Here is a 16,205-nt window from a genome sequence, read left to right on the forward strand (position 1 = left end):
AGCGGGAGCTGGATTTGAACCAACGACCTTCGGGTTATGAGCCCGACGAGCTACCAGACTGCTCCATCCCGCATCAAAAAACTGCTTGCACTCAACTTTCTGGTTCAAAGTTGGTGCGGAAGGGGGGACTTGAACCCCCACGCCCGAAGGCACTACCACCTCAAGGTAGCGTGTCTACCAATTCCACCACCACCGCAGCTTGTGGGACGCATTCTAGTCCTTCCAATTATAAAAGGAAAGCCCTATTTCGAATTATTGACCCGTTTTTGGTGCATTTGGTGAAGTTTCAGGCGATGTTGTTTGAATTGGTGCTGTTGTTTGTACAGATTTCAAACTATATGCCTCAGTCGTCTGTTTTTTCGCAAAAACAGCCAAGGTTAAACTCGTCACAAAAAACAGTGCCGTTAAAATAGCAGTAAGGCGAGTAAGGAAATTAGCTGAACCCGATGCGCCAAATACGGTTGCTGCTCCGCCGCCACCGAAAGAAGCACCAGCATCCGCACCTTTACCGTGTTGGACTAGAATCAAGCCAATCATCAGTACCGCTAAAATAATATGTACGATTAGTACAAAAGAGTGCATACCCTATCCTCGTTATTTACTTTGTGCAAAGGCATGTACGATTTGATAAAAAGATGCTGCATTTAACGAAGCACCTCCAACCAACGCGCCATTAATATCTGGACATGCTGCCAACTCGACTGCATTCTCAGCTTTTACACTACCGCCATATAAAATCGCAATGTCTGGACCCGCAGAAGTAATCTGACTTAAACCTTCACGGATTTTAGCATGCATTGCCTGCGCATCTTGTGGTGAAGCAGTTTTACCTGTACCAATTGCCCAGATTGGCTCATAAGCAATTACAATTTGCTTTTGCCATTGCTCTGCAGTCACTACAGGAGCTATATCACAGATTTGTTGCAATACAACCTGTTCTGCCAAATCCTGTTCACGTTGTTCGAGACTTTCACCCACACAATAAATGACAGTTAAGCCTGCATTTAAAGAATTTTGGAGTTTTGCCTTCAAAATTTCAACGTTATCACCTAACAAATCACGGCGTTCAGAGTGGCCCACCAATACAAAATTAATTTGGCTATCTTTTAATAATTCTGCACTAACTTCACCAGTATAGGCGCCCGTACCTGCTACACGCGATACATCTTGTGCAACTGTATATACTGTTTTTGCAGCATCTTGCAACTGTGTTTGTACCATTGCAAGTGCAATAGAAACCGGAGCAACTCCGACATGGCAGCTTTCATCTGCAATTTCGTTTTGTTGCAATAGTTGTTTAAATTCTTCTATAAGTTGTTTGGCATTGGCACGCATTGGGTTCATTTTCCAGTTGCCAACTACCCAAGGCGTAATCGTCGAACCCGACATACGGCTCACCTTTCATCAAAAATGCAGCACATTCTACACGCATTTCTACAAATTTCAGATACTTTTCTTTAACGGCTTTGCTCATATCTTTTCTACTATTTGAAAACAGTCATAAAACTTTATTAAGACTAAAGCCCCGCATTTAAAAAATTAATGAATAAAAACTTCGACTGGTTCAAGCTTTAATATATGGATCAAGACGAGAGCATCATTTTCTCAGGTAGTAATTTTAGATAACAAAAGTATAATTTTTTATATACCAATTATAAACATATGAGCACAGGTAGGCAGATGTCAGTCATACATACATCTCCAAAATTTTCGGGGTTTTTTCGACGATTAGTCGAAGAAAAACATGTGTCGGCAGCGACCATGCAAGCAGCATTAGATGCAGCAAAAAGAGCTAAACAGGATACTGTTGCGTACCTGATTGAAGAGGTTAATCTCTCGCCTTCTTTATTAGCTGAAACAATTTCTATTGAATTTGCTGAACCATATTTTGATCTGGACGTTTACGATACCAGCCAGATTCCTAAAGATTTGGTCGACCAGAAACTGATTTTAAAACATCGGATCTTGCCTCTCGTACAAAGAGGACAGATTTTATATGTTGCAACCAGTAATCCCAGCAATATTGATGCTATTGATGCTATTCGCTTCAACAGCAAGCTTATGGTTGAGCCGGTTATTGTCGAGCACCATAAACTCGAGAAAATTCTGGTACAGCAATTTACTGAAGAAAGTAACTTCGAGTTTAGTGATGAAGAGTTTGATCTAGATGTAGATCTTGATACCTCGACTGCTCCAGAAGAGGATGAGGATACTCCGCAAGGCGATGAAGCACCTATTGTTAAATATGTTAACAAGTTATTAATTGATGCGATTCGTATGGGGGCTTCTGATTTACATTTTGAACCTTATGAAAAATCGTATCGGGTCCGTTATCGGGTCGATGGCGTTTTGCGTCAAATTGCAAATCCGCCTTTGCAGCTGGCCAATCGTTTGGCTTCACGCTTAAAAGTGATGTCTCAAATGGACATTTCTGAAAAGCGTGTCCCTCAAGATGGTCGTATCAAGCTCAAGCTATCAAAATCTAAAGCAATTGATTTTCGTGTGAACTCTCTTCCTACCTTATTTGGTGAAAAGCTAGTTCTACGTATTCTCGATCCATCGAGTGCTATGCTGGGAATTGATGCTCTAGGATATGAAGAAGAGCAAAAAGCGCTCTTTATGGAAGCATTAGATAAGCCACAAGGTATGCTTTTAATCACAGGTCCGACAGGTTCTGGTAAGACTGTATCTTTATATACAGGCCTCAATATCTTAAATACTGAAAGTTCTAATATTTCTACTGCCGAAGATCCAGTCGAAATTAACCTTGAAGGCATTAATCAGGTTAACGTGAACCCTAAGGTAGGTCTGACTTTTTCAGCTGCACTTAAGTCATTTTTACGTCAGGACCCTGACATTATTATGGTCGGTGAGATTCGTGATTTAGAAACAGCTGAAATCGCGATTAAAGCGGCTCAGACAGGTCATATGGTGATGTCCACGCTACATACCAACAGTGCGCCTGAAACACTGACTCGTCTACGCAATATGGGGGTTCCGTCTTTCAATATTGCGACATCGGTCAATCTGGTCATTGCTCAGCGTTTGGCACGTCGACTATGTTCTCAATGTAAAGTACCTACTGACATTCCTAAACAAAGCCTATTGGAAATGGGTTTTACCGAACAAGATCTGACACATCCCGATTTTCAAGTTTTTCAACCCGTCGGTTGTCCAGAATGTCGTGAGGGTTACAAAGGTCGAGTTGGTATTTATGAAGTAATGAAAGTCACACCTGAGATTTCCAAGATTATTATGGAAGATGGCAATGCTTTAGAAATCGCTGCCGCTTCTGAAAAACTGGGGTTTAATAATCTACGTCGCTCAGGTTTAAAGAAAGTTATGCAAGGTGTTACTTCTTTACAAGAAGTCAATCGCGTAACCAGTGAATAAAAGACAATTTAAAATAAGGATAATGTCATGACTGTCAAAAAGGCACAATTGATGCCGACTTTTGCTTATGATGGGGTTGACCGTAAAGGCGTAAAAATTAAGGGGGAACTTCCAGCTAAAAATATGGCTTTAGCGAAAGTTACCCTACGTAAACAAGGTGTAACTGTCCGTAATATTCGAGAAAAGCGTAAAAATATTCTTGAAGGTTTATTTAAGAAAAAAGTATCAACGCTCGATATCACGATTTTCACGCGACAACTTGCAACCATGATGAAAGCTGGTGTCCCACTGGTACAAGGCTTTGAAATTGTAGCAGAAGGTCTAGAAAACCCAGCTATGCGCGAGGTGGTACTCGGTATTAAAGGTGAAGTTGAAGGTGGTAGTACTTTTGCCTCAGCTTTAAGAAAGTATCCTCAGCACTTCGACAAACTGTTTTGCTCTCTTGTAGAGTCTGGCGAACAGTCTGGTGCGCTTGAAACCATGCTGGACCGTGTGGCAATTTACAAAGAAAAAAGTGAATTGCTTAAGCAGAAAATTAAGAAAGCTATGAAATATCCAGCAACGGTTATTGTGGTTGCTGTGGTTGTTACCATTATTTTGATGGTTAAAGTAGTTCCCGTCTTCCAAGATCTTTTTTCTTCCTTTGGCGCAGATCTACCTGCTTTTACACAAATGGTCGTAAATATGTCGAAATGGATGCAGGAATACTGGTTCATTCTGATTATTGTGATTGGTTCAATCATTGCCGCATTTCTGGAAGCTAAAAAGCGCAGTAAAAAATTCCGTGATGGTTTAGACAAACTTACCCTGAAACTACCTATCTTTGGTGATCTGGTTTATAAGGCGATTATTGCCCGTTACAGCCGTACTTTAGCAACAACTTTTGCAGCTGGTGTTCCTCTCATCGATGCGCTTGAATCAACAGCTGGTGCAACCAACAATGTCATTTACGAAAAAGCCGTCATGAAAATTCGTGAAGATGTTGCAACAGGACAACAACTCCAATTTGCGATGCGCGTTTCAAATCGTTTTCCATCTATGGCTATACAAATGGTCGCAATTGGTGAAGAATCTGGTGCACTAGACAGTATGCTCGATAAAGTTGCAACCTACTATGAGAATGAAGTTGATAATGCCGTTGATGGTTTAACTTCAATGATGGAACCTTTAATTATGGCAATTTTAGGGGTACTTGTAGGCGGTCTGGTGATTGCTATGTATCTTCCAATTTTCCAAATGGGCTCAGTTGTATAATGCAAGAAATTATTGCTTATTTTATTCAAAACTTAACTGCACTTTATATTGCAGTTGCATTATTGAGCCTGTGTATTGGTAGCTTTCTTAATGTGGTGATTTATCGCACCCCCAAAATGATGGAACAAGATTGGCAGCAAGAATGTCAAATGCTACTCAATCCTGAACAACCAATCATTGATCATGAAAAACTGACATTAAGTAAGCCTGCTTCATCATGTCCAGAGTGCCATCAGCCCATCCGTTGGTATCAAAATATCCCAGTCATCAGTTGGTTAGTTTTAAAAGGTAAATGTGGTCATTGCCAGCATCCTATTAGCATTCGCTACCCAGCAGTTGAACTATTAACAATGGTATGTTCACTGGTTGTGGTCATGATGTTTGGTCCAACCATTCAAATGCTTTTGGGGCTAGTCCTGACTTGGGTCCTGATTACTCTCACCTTTATAGACTTTGATACTCAGCTGCTACCCGACCGTTTTACCCTACCTTTGGCTGCGCTTGGTCTAGGCATTAACACCTTTAATATTTACACCTCACCTAACTCAGCCATTTGGGGTTACCTGATTGGTTTTTTATGTCTTTGGATTGTGTATTACTTATTTAAAGTGATTACAGGCAAAGAAGGCATGGGCTACGGTGACTTTAAATTACTTGCCGCATTAGGTGCGTGGATGGGGCCATTGATGCTGCCATTAATTGTGTTATTGTCATCTTTACTAGGTGCAATTATTGGCATCATTTTATTAAAATTACGCAATGACAATCAGCCCTTTGCCTTTGGGCCCTACATTGCCATTGCAGGTTGGGTTGCCTTTCTATGGGGTGATCAGATTATGAAAATCTATTTGGGAGGTTAAGATGGCTTTTATTCTGGGAGTCACAGGTGGTATTGGCAGTGGAAAATCTGCTGCAACACAATGGTTTGAATCCCAAGGAATACAAGTCGTCGATGCCGACATCGTTGCTCGCGAAGTGGTTGAGAAAGGCCAACCTGCCCTGCAAAAAATCCAACAAACTTTTGGAGACTGGGTACTTCAATCCGATGGTAATCTCGATCGTCGTGCCCTACGCGAACATATTTTTCAAAATCCTGAAGCAAGACAAACACTCGAAAAAATCACGCATCCAGCTATTCGCCAATCTATTATTCAGCAGTTGCAAAACCCAAAAAGTCCTTATGTGATTTTAGTTTCACCCCTACTTTTTGAAACCAACCAGCATGAATTGGTGAACCACACCTTATTAGTTGATGCGAGTGAACAAACTCAAATTCAGCGTGCAAGCCAACGTGATGGGCAAAACCAAGAACAAATTCAGAAAATTATTGCAGCACAAATGCCACGCGAACGTAAACGCGAACTTGCCAATGACATTGTGTTTAATGATGGATTACTCGAACATTTACATCAACAATTAGAGCCGCTACATCAAAGTTATTTAAAGCGTACAAACTAATTTGATTTATTTTGCTGCTTAATTTGTTGTGCCAAGCTATCTGGTCGGAACCATCGCCAAGGTTGTAAGGCGCCGATTCCCATTCCGACCAAGCCCACAACAATAGATGGGCTTAATGCTTCACCGAGTAAAGGTACAGCTAAAATAGCAGCAATAAACGGCGCCAAAGTTACAATACTTCCTGTTTTAAAAGCGCCAAGTCGCTGAATCGCTGCCACATAAGTCAGAGTTGCAATAATAACCACAAATACACCATGGAAAATGCCCTGTATCGCTAAATGGACAGGACTAACTTCCATAAAATGCTTTGGTAAAAATAGAGCATAGATGGGCAAGTAAATAATTGCAGACCAAATCGCAACACTTGCCGTAGAGTGCCATGCAGAAAGTTTCCACTGTTTAAGTAATACAGTGAAAATCCCCCACCAAATCGCACTAATAAAAAGAAGCAAATCACCCACGCCAAAAGCAGAAGCATTACCTTGCAACATCACAACACTCATAAGAGCCAAGGCAGTAATCATAATTACCAGACTTACCCATGTATGCTTATCAAACGGCTGCCTAAATAAAATGTATGCTGCAAACGCAGTACAAATTGGGATACAACCATTTAAGAAAATTGCAGCATGGGCAGCGGGAGCATAGAGAAAAGCGGTATAGACGGTGAGGCAATAAATAACCCCGCCAATCAAGGCCAAAATAACAGCATGCTTACTCCATAAAAAAGCGAGATCTTTTTTATAGATTAAAATGGGCATTAAAATTAGGAAGGCTATAGCGAAACGCAATGCGGCTATGTCCCAAGCACTGATATGCCACTGTGCATTTAAACGGGCAAAAAGCGTAAACCCGCCCCAAATGCACATGGTCACCAATACAAAGAAATAACCTTGCTTACGGGGAGACATATCAAGATGACTTAAAAACTAAAAAGGCAGCGAGATTATACCTCAGAACGCTGACGGCAAGCCTCATAAAGTGCCATACCTGTCGCTACGCTGACATTTAGACTTTGTAGATTACCTGACATCGGAATATAAACTTTATGATCACACTGCGCCTGTGTAATAGGACGCAAACCAGTGTCTTCAGCTCCCATTACAATCACAACGGCGCCAGAGAAATCACACTTTTGAAGTGGCAACGCACTTTCATCAAGCATAGTACCAATTACACGTACATGAGTTGTTTCTTTAAGATGAGCCAATGTACGAGCTAAATTAGTGACTTGAATAAATTTAACTTTCTCAGCTCCACCTGCTGCAACTTTACGAGCAGTTGGTGTCAAACTAGCCGAACGATCACGAGGCACAATAACAGCTTGCACGCCCATCGCAGCGGCGGTACGAATGCAGGCCCCTAAGTTATGCGGGTCTGTCACCTGATCCAATGCCAACAACAAAGCATCTGGAGTTTCTCTTAAAATTTGATCAAGATCTTGCTCATTCAAGACAGGATGTGGACGTACTGCAGCAACTACACCTTGATGAAATGGAAGACCTGCGAGTTTCTCAAGACTATCGCGGCTTGCTTTTTGTACACTAATTCCAAAAGGCTCTGCCAATTGCAAAATCTTTTGCAAACGCTGATCATCCCGTCCTTTTAAAGTAAACAGGGTTAGCACACGCTCCGGCTCAAGTTCTAACAATGACTCCACTGAATGAACGCCATAATAATATTCCTGTTTTGCCATGCATGACCTCTAACAACGTTTGAGCAAAAAAATAAAAATCCTGCAAAGCCAACTTCACAGGATTTCTTTGGGCATAGTGTACCCGATTTGAACAGGAATTTCTTAGCCTTCTAAATGGCATACATAATCGAGTACTTCGTCAGTTTCGATTTTAAAAAGACTGTTGCCCGGTACATAAAATGATTGGCCTGCACGGAACAATTCACTTTCAGTGCTGTCTGCAATTGTTACGCGACATTCGCCTGAAATAATTTCCATACGCTCAGGAACATGTGTTTCAAAAGTTAAAGCTTGCTCAGTCGGCAAAATAACACCTAATGTTTTTTTAGTTCCATCTTCAAATTGCACGGTATGGCTGATACATGCTCCACCAAAATAAACGTTTGATTTTTTGATGACCGTTACATGATCAAATTGGGTTGAACTCATGCAGATTCTCCAGATAATGCCGTATTTATATAAATTATGATGAATGTAGTTTAATTGTGCCTAAATAACTAATCAATCAGTTTTCATACGGATAGACTTGTAATTTCCACTGCTGTGCCTGAATTTTTTTGGCAAAAGCATAAGGTAAGTTAATCTCAATATTTCGACTATTCGACACAATTGCATCGTATCTGCAAACTTCGACCTGATTTTCATCTAGGAGTATCCAACACACTTTTTGCGCCGTTGGATGGACAACTGCTGTAGCAATTACCGGTGAACCGTCATTCATTCCTACATGAAAATTTTCACTGTCGTTTTGCATTAACGCCAGATCATAAGCTGGAAAATCGATAGCATCTGAATCGAATTGCTGGCTATCGTGTATAAGCACACTCTGCTTTAAAGTCGGCCAAATACAATAACGCAAATAATGCTGATCCATCACCCGATTATCCAGATAACGTCCGGTGGCAACATAATCCCTGATATGTGCTTCAATATTATGAAAAATCCCTGTACACCCACCCCACATTCCAGCCAAAATTAACTCAGTATGAGAATAATTATCGCGCATTAAATGAAACCATTTATCACTCTTGAGCCATGCATCTACAGCCGCCTTTTCGCGATGCGACACAATTGAGTCGGCATCACGTATTAGAAAGCGTTTAATTGTAGGATCATCCATCACAAAAAAGCGCCAAAACAGGCCAGATAGTTGTTTTTGAGAATCTGTAACTTGAATGACTTGCGCACCCTTTTCTTTTAACCGCTGTTGTACCAGTACTGGCACACTATCATCGACATAAAATCGACACGTCCATTCTGGATAAATCTGTTTGGCTAGCTGAGTATTTAAAATAGAGGTTTCACAATAGCGAGGATTTGCCCCAAATAATGAGAATGCAATAATATTTTCTTCAGGGTTTGTACTAAATGCTGGTGGTGCATGATCTGGAATCGATAAAATAGGTTCGCTCTTCGCTAGCTCTTTTTTTGTTGTAATGGCTAAGCGTCCAAATTTGATTGTTTCTTCTTTTTTATGCAAATGATGACAAACCTCTGTGAGTCCATCATATAAGTTTGTATTTACATTAGTTCCACTGGCCTGAATCGCTTGTAAATAATGTTGATAGGCTTCGTTATAACGGCCTAAGCGTAATTCGGTATAAGCCAAGTCAGATAAAGCTCCCGGATGCTTAGGAACTAAGCTAACAGCTTGTTTAACATGTTGATAAGCTTTGGCATAATCACCTTGTGCAGCTGCTTGTTTAAATGCATTAAAATGTTGATTTAAAATTTTATTCATTTCTGCAGGATTGTTTTTTTTATGACGATTGACCATCCCTATGGGTGGTTTGGGTAAGCTGAATGTTTTTTTCATTGTAAATATCCGCAATCTTGCTGTTCTATAATTTCAGTTAGAATAATAGATCACTTGTAGCAAATTCAAAACTTCTCTATCTTTAACCCATAATTTGGCGCGTTGGATGCGTTTATGCTCACACATTTAACTTTAATTAATTTTGCATTAGCTGATCATTTAGCTATTGATATAGAACAGGGATTTAATGTTCTAACAGGCGAAACAGGTGCCGGAAAATCATTATTACTGGATGCACTCTCTGCCTGCCTAGGGGAACGTACAGATACAAATTATGTCCGTTATGGTTCGGACAAAGCGGATATTACCGCGGTTTTCACCTATCAGAATAATAGTCCTGAAGCAAAATGGCTCCAAGACCACGAGCTAGATGATGATTCTGGGGAAATTCATTTACGTCGTGTTATTTTTGCAACTGGCCGTAGTAAGGCATGGGTTAATGGACGCCCGAGCAGTCTATCTGAACTTAAAGAGTTAGGTCGTTTGCTGGTTCAACTCTATAGTCAGCACAGCCAGCAGCAGCTGCTTGAACCGCCTTATCCAAAGCATTGGCTAGACCGCTATAACAATTTTTACGTTGAAGCGAATGATGTACGTGAAGCCTATAGCTCATGGCAACGTACCATCCGTTTGCACCAAGCAGCCCTAGATGCACAAGCAACCCGTCTACAACGGATTGGTACTTTAGAGCACCAAATTGAAGAACTCGAAGAGGTCATTCAAACCGACTATAAAGAAATTGAGCAAGAGTTTGATCGACTTAGTCATCATGAACATATCATGCAAGACTGTAGCTTTAGCTTAAATGTCTTAGATGAGGCTGAACAGAACATTACTCAAGAAATATCTTCGATTATTCGTAGATTAGAGTCCCATGCGGGGCGCAGCGAACAACTTTCTGAGATCTATAATTCTTTACTGAATGCTCAAAGTGAAATAGACGATGCAACGGCAAACTTGCGTCAATTTATAGATCGTCAAAGTTTTGATCCTGAGCGGATGGAAGAACTAAATTCCAAATTGGAAGTTTTCCATCGTCTGGCACGTAAATACCGTACTCAACCGGAAATACTTAAAGAAGAATACGAAACTTGGCAGAGTGAGCTTGAGCAATTGCATCAACTTGAAGACCCAGAAACATTGGCAGAACAAGTTGAAAAATCGCATGAGGAGTTTTTAGAAAAAGCTCAGCATTTAGACAATATTCGTCGTGAAGCTGCCGCTCCGCTTGCGAAACAATTAACTGAACAAGTGAAACCTTTAGCGTTACCAGAGGCACACTTCGAGTTTAAATTCGAACCATTAGAGCAGCCAGGTGCAGAGGGTTTAAGCTTTATTCAACTTTTATTTACTGCCAATAAAGGTATTCCTCCACAACCATTGGCACGAGTGGCTTCAGGTGGTGAACTTTCTCGTATTGCCCTCGTAATGCAAGTCATGAATGCAGAAAAAACTGAATCTGAAGTTTTGGTGTTTGATGAGATTGATGTCGGGATTAGTGGTGGCACCGCAGAAGTTGTAGGACGTTTACTTGCTGACTTGGCACAACATGTCCAGCTCTTATGTATTACTCACCAAGCACAAGTTGCTGCACAGTCTGATCAGCATTTATTAGTGAAAAAACAACAAACTGACCCAGCCAGCAGTACAATTGTAGAACTTGATGAAAATCAAATCATTTTTGAGTTAGCTCGCATGTCAGGTGGTGTTGAAATTAATGAAACAACCTTGCAGCATGCTAAACAATTACGCCAACTTAAATTTCAGGCTTCTTCAAATTAATAAAGAAAATGAGAGAAAAAGATTGGCGAAATCCGATTAACTCTTGTATGTTGATAAAAAGAACCTATATAGATAAAAGGGTCGAGAGGCCCTCTAGTGACATTTTTTGAGGGAGAACCGCTTAGGTGACCAAACAATATCTGACTCACCGTTGTCTGATTGCCCCGCCAGAAATGGCAGATGACTTTTTCGCAAACACTGTAATTTATCTTGCCCGTCATGATGAAGAAGGTGCTCAAGGCATTATTATTAATCGTCCTTCTGGTATTCAAATTAAAGAATTACTCAATGATCTCGACATTGAAGCAGACAATGTAAATCCACATGCGGTTTTACAAGGTGGGCCATTACGTCCTGAAGCTGGATTTGTTCTTCATACTGGACAACCAACATGGCATTCATCTATTGCTGTAGGTGAAAATGTTTGTATTACCACCAGTAAAGATATTCTAGATGCGATTGCCCATAATGAAGGCGTAGGTCGATATCAGATCGCTTTAGGCTATGCGAGCTGGAGCAAAAATCAGTTAGAAGACGAAATTACGCGTGGTGACTGGCTCATTTGTGATGCCGATATGGATCTGATTTTTAACCTGCCTTATGACGACCGTTGGGATGCAGCTTATAAAAAAATTGGTGTAGATCGTGCATGGCTAGCATCTGAAATCGGACACGCTTAATGACCGAAACACAATCAAAATCGATTATGGCTTTTGACTTTGGTACTCAAAAAATGGGAATGGCGATTGGCCAGTCTTCAATTGAAAGCGCCAATCCTCTCCCTCTATTTGTTATGAAAGATGGCATCCCAAATTGGGATCAACTCTTAAAAATTGTGAAAGAATGGCAACCCAATTTATTTTTGGTTGGCCTGCCATTAAATATGGATGATAGTGAATCAGAACTCTCTACACGTGCCCGCAAATTTGCGAGACGTTTACGCCATCAAACTAACATAGAAACGTTGATGGTAGATGAGCGCTTAACTACACGTGAAGCGAGAGAAGAGCTAGGTTTCTACCAAGAACAAGGTCGAGCAAAAAAGCTCTCGGCTGATAGTTTTGCTGCTGCACTACTCATTCAGAGTTGGTATCGAAATCCAGTTGGATTAACGCCATAAAACAAAAAAGCATGTAATTAAAACTACATGCTTTTTTAATTAAATCACTTCGATTTTATTTTTCAACGATATGCACAGTCGCAGTTCGTCCAGAAACAAAAGCAAGTTCATTCTTCGGTGTTTCATCTAATACAATTTTCACAGGCACACGCTGTGCTAAACGAACCCAACTAAAAGTTGGATTTACATTAGCAAGAAGCTTAGAACTGCTTGAGCGCTCACGATCTTCAATACCCGATGCAATACCTTGTACATGACCTTTAATTTTCTGGTTATCACCCATTAATTGTATAGTAGCCTGATCGCCTACATGAATACGATTTAACTTCGTCTCTTCAAAATAGCCCACCACATAGAGCTGTTTACGATCAAGCAATGCTGCAACAGCCTGTCCAACTTGAACATAGTTACCAGGGCGCATATCAAAGTTAGATAAGGTACCATCAGCTGGAGCAATGACTGCGGCACGATGCATATTAAGCTCGGCCAAATGCAAATTGCTCGTTGCAACCTCAATAAGGGCCTGTTGTTGCTTAACTGTTGCTTCCGCCTGCTGAATTGCTGCTTGGAGTTGCTCATGCTCTGCAAGGGATTGATCACGTGTGGCAAACACTTGGTCTTGTTCTTGTTTAGAGATGGCGCCATCCATTAGGTTCGAGTAACGACCGGCATTTTTCTCGGCCAATTTGATATTACTGGCTGATTTAATCAAGTTCGCTTTTGCTTGTGCCAAACCCGCCTGCGCTTGAGCAAAGGCTGCATTTGCTTTTGCTAAATCCGATTTGGCCTGCTCTACATCTAAAGCTCGACGAGAAACATCAATTTTAAAGAGCACCTGACCTTTTTTCACAGTCTGGTTATCTTGAACCAATACTTCTGTGACAAGGCCAGCGACATCCGAAGATACTTGAATAACATCACCACGCACTCGACCATCGCGTGTCCACGGCGCTGCATTATAGTAGTTCCACAAATGCACAATGGTATAGACCGCCACCATTAATGCGACAATCAAAATTACTGGACGGATGACCTTTTTCAAATCCACCTGATTCATTTCACTCACCTAACTCAATCTTTAATTTCGCAATCATCTCTATGCACCCACCCCAACAAAAATTTGATGTATTACCAAAAGCAATAAAAGGTAAAAGCACAAATTGAAAATACTAGGTAATGCAATCCAGCCTTGTGCAATCCACTTGTTGGTCAAAGGACTTAACCCACGAAAACATATATATGCCAAGAGGGCTTGAACGAGCAAAGAAGGCACGTAAATACCATAAACATTAAACTCACCCATTTGCTGTCGCTCCTCTCAAGGTACTGTTCTCATTCATTTGATCTGATGAAACATGACACATGCTATAAGCAATATTGTTAAGTGAAATGAGTAATCTTTGTCGCATCGTCATATCTTCAATATTTGAAGCAAGCTGTTTTAATTCAAATAAACCGTGATGGATTTGCTCAACCAAAGCCACCGTATTATCTACATCATTTTCTTTGGCTCTAAACAATTCATCTAGATTTTGTTGCAAATTTCCGATGTGATGAGCCAGTTCTGAATTTTGCGGAGACTGATTTGCCAGTTCTTGTAATCTACTTAAATCGACAATACTGCTCGACTCAATCAATGCTTGATGAATTGAGGTTTTAATCTCATTAGATTGCACTACTTTACTGTTAAGAATTCCAATTCGGTCCAGCATACTGCGTAGGTGAACTTTAAAATCAAGACCATAAGGCAAATAGATCGCTTGTCTCATTGCACGATAATGCAAGGCCAGAATACGGCTGGCACTCGTGTCTGGAGACATTGCACGAACAACGTCGATAACAACTAAAGACACTAAGACACCTAAAATCATGGCAAAAGAACCATCAAGATAAGACACCGCATCCATGCTATAAGCATTGTGTAGATTCAGGCCCATCATGGTATTAATACCCAAGACCATGCCTACTGGCATAAGCATTTGATTGGCCATCATAGACACAGCAAACAGGAACATCGGCAATAGAACCAGTCCAAGTTCCCAGAATGTGGTGACATGAGGGAAAATACCAAATGCATAAACAAAGACTAAAACTGCTGAAGCAATACTGCCCCAGATAAAAATACGTAAAACCGGAACGGGATTATCTAAGGCCGTTAAAATACAGGCTGTTACTGCGCCCATTTGCGCCATCATAAATCCAGCTTTCCATCCCGAAATAATCCAGACCCCAGTCACAATAAATGTAATAAGAACTGCACTAATGCCACCTCGAATAGCCACACCATGGTCACGGTGTAAACTTGGATATTTGGTGGTCATTGGCGTAATGTTGTCAGGGATTTCTTTATTGCCTTGCTGAATTCTTTGCCACAAGACTTTAACCGCTAAAACATTGCTAATGAAATGACGTACATCCATTTTCATAGCTGCGACCAAAACTTGCTGATGTGTCGAAGCCGATTCCATCAAACTCAAGAAATCACTTTCAAACTCATCTGGTAACTGCAAAATATTTTCATCAATAATTAAATCTTTTTGCTCCAGAAAATGAACAACATGTGCTGAGAGCTGTTGCAGTTTTTCTGAATGAGTTTCGATAAACCGAAGTTCTTGAAGCTGCTTAATACGTTCAGATAAAGCGACCAGATTAGCAACGACCATTGAGATTTGATGAAGCATTTCCTGCAAAGGCTTGGTCATGCCATGCAATTCACCCTTCTCATAACTCAAATGTACTGCCAAAGCATGAATATCTGTGGTATCACGGGTAATAGTGGCTAAAAGTTGAGTATTGTTCTGCTGAGGATCAGCAGTTAATAAATTAGCAAACAGATTTTCTGTATCTTTAAGCGTTTTGATCACGCGCTGCTTAATCGCAGAACCAATGTGCATTGGAAGAATCGTGGCAGAAACCACAGCACTTGAAATCACCCCAATCGAAATCTCAATGACCCGAGCTAAAGCAATATCAAAAATATTGTATTGATCAATATACGTAATCGCATTAAAGACAATCATGGCTGTCGAGTAACCCGCCAGCATAAAAGCATAACTGCGTGGAGTCCGGTCAAGTAAAGACACATAAAGTGCAAAACCCACCCACAACGACAACACCACGGTAAACAACCAAGGTGTATTAATGAGATGTGGCGTTAGCGTTAAGGCAACTACTGCCCCACCCATCGTTCCTATAACACGATAGACACACTTAGAGGACACCATTCCTGAATAAGGATTGGCAATAATCAGGACTGTACCAATCGACCACATCGGGTTAATCAGATCTAATTCAAATGAAACAAATAACGCCAACATTCCGGCAATAAATGTTTTTATTGCAAAGATCAGATCAAGCCTACTCGGGCGAAACGCCAGTATTTGCTTTAATAACATGAACTCATCTCAAATAAAGATTTGAACTGATGAGCATGCCCTTCAATGTTCAATTGTCTTTCTAGAGACAACAAAACTTTGCCATTTGCCTAAAAGCAAATGAGATGAGGAGCATCCTTCAATACAATGATTTTTCCACATCCTGCCTGATTGGCCCAGATGATTTCAATTTGGGCGCTATTTAAACGGCCAAACTTTGGAAAGAAGAGGTATCAAGAAATTCGCCTAGAACCGACTAATTTCTCGATTAGATATTTTGTTTGGCAATTTTTTCAAAATAAAGCAATTTAG

At 40.7% G+C, this 16,205-nt stretch carries 16 protein-coding genes, 2 tRNA genes and 1 pseudogene; 7 read left to right on the forward strand and 12 right to left on the reverse strand.

The genetic code is table 11. The features are described from left to right. The 4 genes from AC1PJP_RS07770 to tpiA form a co-directional block, all read right to left on the reverse strand. Positions 1-72, reverse strand: a tRNA-Met gene (locus AC1PJP_RS07770). Positions 73-111: 39 nt separating this feature from the next. Next, positions 112-196: transfer RNA gene (locus tag AC1PJP_RS07775), tRNA-Leu, on the reverse strand. Between the two features lie 56 nt (positions 197-252). Beyond that, complete coding sequence (gene secG, locus AC1PJP_RS07780) at positions 253-582, reverse strand: preprotein translocase subunit SecG (RefSeq protein WP_004795012.1); 330 nt, start codon at positions 580-582, stop codon at positions 253-255. A 12-nt stretch (positions 583-594) separates the two neighbouring features. Then, positions 595-1,389, reverse strand: a complete 795-nt coding sequence (tpiA, locus tag AC1PJP_RS07785; protein ID WP_005301831.1) for a triose-phosphate isomerase — start codon at positions 1,387-1,389, stop codon at positions 595-597. Positions 1,390-1,680: 291 nt separating this feature from the next. Between tpiA and pilB the strand changes: the two genes are divergently transcribed. The 4 genes from pilB to coaE are packed head-to-tail and all read left to right on the forward strand — an operon-like array spanning position 1,681 to position 6,105. Then, a complete protein-coding gene (gene pilB, locus AC1PJP_RS07790) occupies positions 1,681-3,393 on the forward strand; it encodes a type IV-A pilus assembly ATPase PilB (RefSeq protein ID WP_192835760.1) in 1,713 nt (570 codons plus the stop codon). Positions 3,394-3,420: 27 nt separating this feature from the next. Further along, a complete protein-coding gene (locus AC1PJP_RS07795) occupies positions 3,421-4,647 on the forward strand; it encodes a type II secretion system F family protein (RefSeq protein ID WP_479766770.1) in 1,227 nt (408 codons plus the stop codon). Continuing rightward, positions 4,647-5,507 (forward strand): prepilin peptidase, encoded by an 861-nt coding sequence (locus AC1PJP_RS07800; protein ID WP_192834288.1) that lies wholly within the window; start codon positions 4,647-4,649, stop codon positions 5,505-5,507. The genes AC1PJP_RS07795 and AC1PJP_RS07800 overlap by 1 nt, the downstream gene beginning before the upstream one ends. Position 5,508: 1 nt before the next feature. Next, positions 5,509-6,105 (forward strand): dephospho-CoA kinase, encoded by a 597-nt coding sequence (coaE, locus tag AC1PJP_RS07805; protein ID WP_013199082.1) that lies wholly within the window; start codon positions 5,509-5,511, stop codon positions 6,103-6,105. On the opposite strand, the gene AC1PJP_RS07810 is transcribed toward coaE, so the two are convergent. From AC1PJP_RS07810 to AC1PJP_RS07825, 4 genes are all read right to left on the reverse strand, one after another. After that, positions 6,102-7,016 (reverse strand): DMT family transporter, encoded by a 915-nt coding sequence (locus AC1PJP_RS07810; protein ID WP_479766771.1) that lies wholly within the window; start codon positions 7,014-7,016, stop codon positions 6,102-6,104. The genes coaE and AC1PJP_RS07810 overlap by 4 nt on opposite strands. A gap of 35 nt (positions 7,017-7,051) precedes the next feature. After that, positions 7,052-7,801, reverse strand: coding sequence for a 23S rRNA (guanosine(2251)-2'-O)-methyltransferase RlmB (rlmB, locus tag AC1PJP_RS07815; RefSeq protein WP_004795029.1), 750 nt, complete (start codon positions 7,799-7,801; stop codon positions 7,052-7,054). Positions 7,802-7,903: 102 nt separating this feature from the next. Next, a complete protein-coding gene (gene ppnP / locus AC1PJP_RS07820; protein ID WP_004795031.1) occupies positions 7,904-8,230 on the reverse strand; it encodes a pyrimidine/purine nucleoside phosphorylase in 327 nt (108 codons plus the stop codon). Between the two features lie 76 nt (positions 8,231-8,306). Continuing rightward, complete coding sequence (locus AC1PJP_RS07825) at positions 8,307-9,617, reverse strand: tetratricopeptide repeat protein (RefSeq protein WP_479766772.1); 1,311 nt, start codon at positions 9,615-9,617, stop codon at positions 8,307-8,309. A gap of 114 nt (positions 9,618-9,731) precedes the next feature. On the opposite strand from AC1PJP_RS07825, the gene recN reads away from it, so the two are divergent. The 3 genes from recN to ruvX all read left to right on the forward strand — a co-directional run bounded on the left by recN (position 9,732) and on the right by ruvX (position 12,519). After that, positions 9,732-11,399: a DNA repair protein RecN gene (recN, locus tag AC1PJP_RS07830; RefSeq protein WP_479752552.1), complete on the forward strand. Its 1,668-nt coding sequence runs from the start codon at positions 9,732-9,734 to the stop codon at positions 11,397-11,399. A gap of 125 nt (positions 11,400-11,524) precedes the next feature. Continuing rightward, positions 11,525-12,079, forward strand: a complete 555-nt coding sequence (locus AC1PJP_RS07835) for a YqgE/AlgH family protein (protein ID WP_003654562.1) — start codon at positions 11,525-11,527, stop codon at positions 12,077-12,079. Next, positions 12,079-12,519 (forward strand): Holliday junction resolvase RuvX, encoded by a 441-nt coding sequence (gene ruvX / locus AC1PJP_RS07840; protein ID WP_004795038.1) that lies wholly within the window; start codon positions 12,079-12,081, stop codon positions 12,517-12,519. Before AC1PJP_RS07835 ends, ruvX begins: the two co-directional genes overlap by 1 nt. A gap of 55 nt (positions 12,520-12,574) precedes the next feature. On the opposite strand, the gene AC1PJP_RS07845 is transcribed toward ruvX, so the two are convergent. The 4 genes and pseudogenes from AC1PJP_RS07845 to AC1PJP_RS07860 all read right to left on the reverse strand — a co-directional run bounded on the left by AC1PJP_RS07845 (position 12,575) and on the right by AC1PJP_RS07860 (position 16,036). Continuing rightward, a complete protein-coding gene (locus tag AC1PJP_RS07845) occupies positions 12,575-13,576 on the reverse strand; it encodes an HlyD family secretion protein (protein ID WP_479766773.1) in 1,002 nt (333 codons plus the stop codon). A 39-nt stretch (positions 13,577-13,615) separates the two neighbouring features. Continuing rightward, positions 13,616-13,822 carry a DUF1656 domain-containing protein gene (locus AC1PJP_RS07850; protein WP_004795042.1) on the reverse strand — a complete coding sequence of 69 codons (207 nt, stop codon included), beginning with the start codon at positions 13,820-13,822 and terminating at the stop codon, positions 13,616-13,618. After that, positions 13,815-15,914, reverse strand: coding sequence for an FUSC family protein (locus AC1PJP_RS07855; RefSeq protein ID WP_005301795.1), 2,100 nt, complete (start codon positions 15,912-15,914; stop codon positions 13,815-13,817). The genes AC1PJP_RS07850 and AC1PJP_RS07855 overlap by 8 nt, the downstream gene beginning before the upstream one ends. After that, positions 15,905-16,036, reverse strand: a pseudogene (locus tag AC1PJP_RS07860) (hypothetical protein). Before AC1PJP_RS07860 ends, AC1PJP_RS07855 begins: the two are co-directional and overlap by 10 nt. Positions 16,037-16,205: the final 169 nt, after the last annotated feature.

The organism is Acinetobacter sp. V116_7, assembly GCF_056735735.1.

Excerpts from the sequence above, each read along its gene's own strand:
- coaE (WP_013199082.1), top strand. The coding sequence starts at position 5,509 with ATGGCTTTTATTCTGGGAGTCACAGGTGGTATTGGCAGTGGAAAATCT.
- AC1PJP_RS07795 (WP_479766770.1), top strand. The coding sequence starts at position 3,421 with ATGACTGTCAAAAAGGCACAATTGATGCCGACTTTTGCTTATGATGGG.
- AC1PJP_RS07850 (WP_004795042.1), bottom strand. The coding sequence starts at position 13,822 with ATGGGTGAGTTTAATGTTTATGGTATTTACGTGCCTTCTTTGCTCGTT.
- rlmB (WP_004795029.1), bottom strand. The coding sequence starts at position 7,801 with ATGGCAAAACAGGAATATTATTATGGCGTTCATTCAGTGGAGTCATTG.
- AC1PJP_RS07845 (WP_479766773.1), bottom strand. The coding sequence starts at position 13,576 with ATGAATCAGGTGGATTTGAAAAAGGTCATCCGTCCAGTAATTTTGATT.
- tpiA (WP_005301831.1), bottom strand. The coding sequence starts at position 1,389 with ATGTCGGGTTCGACGATTACGCCTTGGGTAGTTGGCAACTGGAAAATG.
- ppnP (WP_004795031.1), bottom strand. The coding sequence starts at position 8,230 with ATGAGTTCAACCCAATTTGATCATGTAACGGTCATCAAAAAATCAAAC.
- AC1PJP_RS07855 (WP_005301795.1), bottom strand. The coding sequence starts at position 15,914 with ATGTTATTAAAGCAAATACTGGCGTTTCGCCCGAGTAGGCTTGATCTG.
- AC1PJP_RS07800 (WP_192834288.1), top strand. The coding sequence starts at position 4,647 with ATGCAAGAAATTATTGCTTATTTTATTCAAAACTTAACTGCACTTTAT.
- AC1PJP_RS07825 (WP_479766772.1), bottom strand. The coding sequence starts at position 9,617 with ATGAAAAAAACATTCAGCTTACCCAAACCACCCATAGGGATGGTCAAT.
- ruvX (WP_004795038.1), top strand. The coding sequence starts at position 12,079 with ATGACCGAAACACAATCAAAATCGATTATGGCTTTTGACTTTGGTACT.
- recN (WP_479752552.1), top strand. The coding sequence starts at position 9,732 with ATGCTCACACATTTAACTTTAATTAATTTTGCATTAGCTGATCATTTA.
- secG (WP_004795012.1), bottom strand. The coding sequence starts at position 582 with ATGCACTCTTTTGTACTAATCGTACATATTATTTTAGCGGTACTGATG.
- pilB (WP_192835760.1), top strand. The coding sequence starts at position 1,681 with ATGTCAGTCATACATACATCTCCAAAATTTTCGGGGTTTTTTCGACGA.
- AC1PJP_RS07810 (WP_479766771.1), bottom strand. The coding sequence starts at position 7,016 with ATGTCTCCCCGTAAGCAAGGTTATTTCTTTGTATTGGTGACCATGTGC.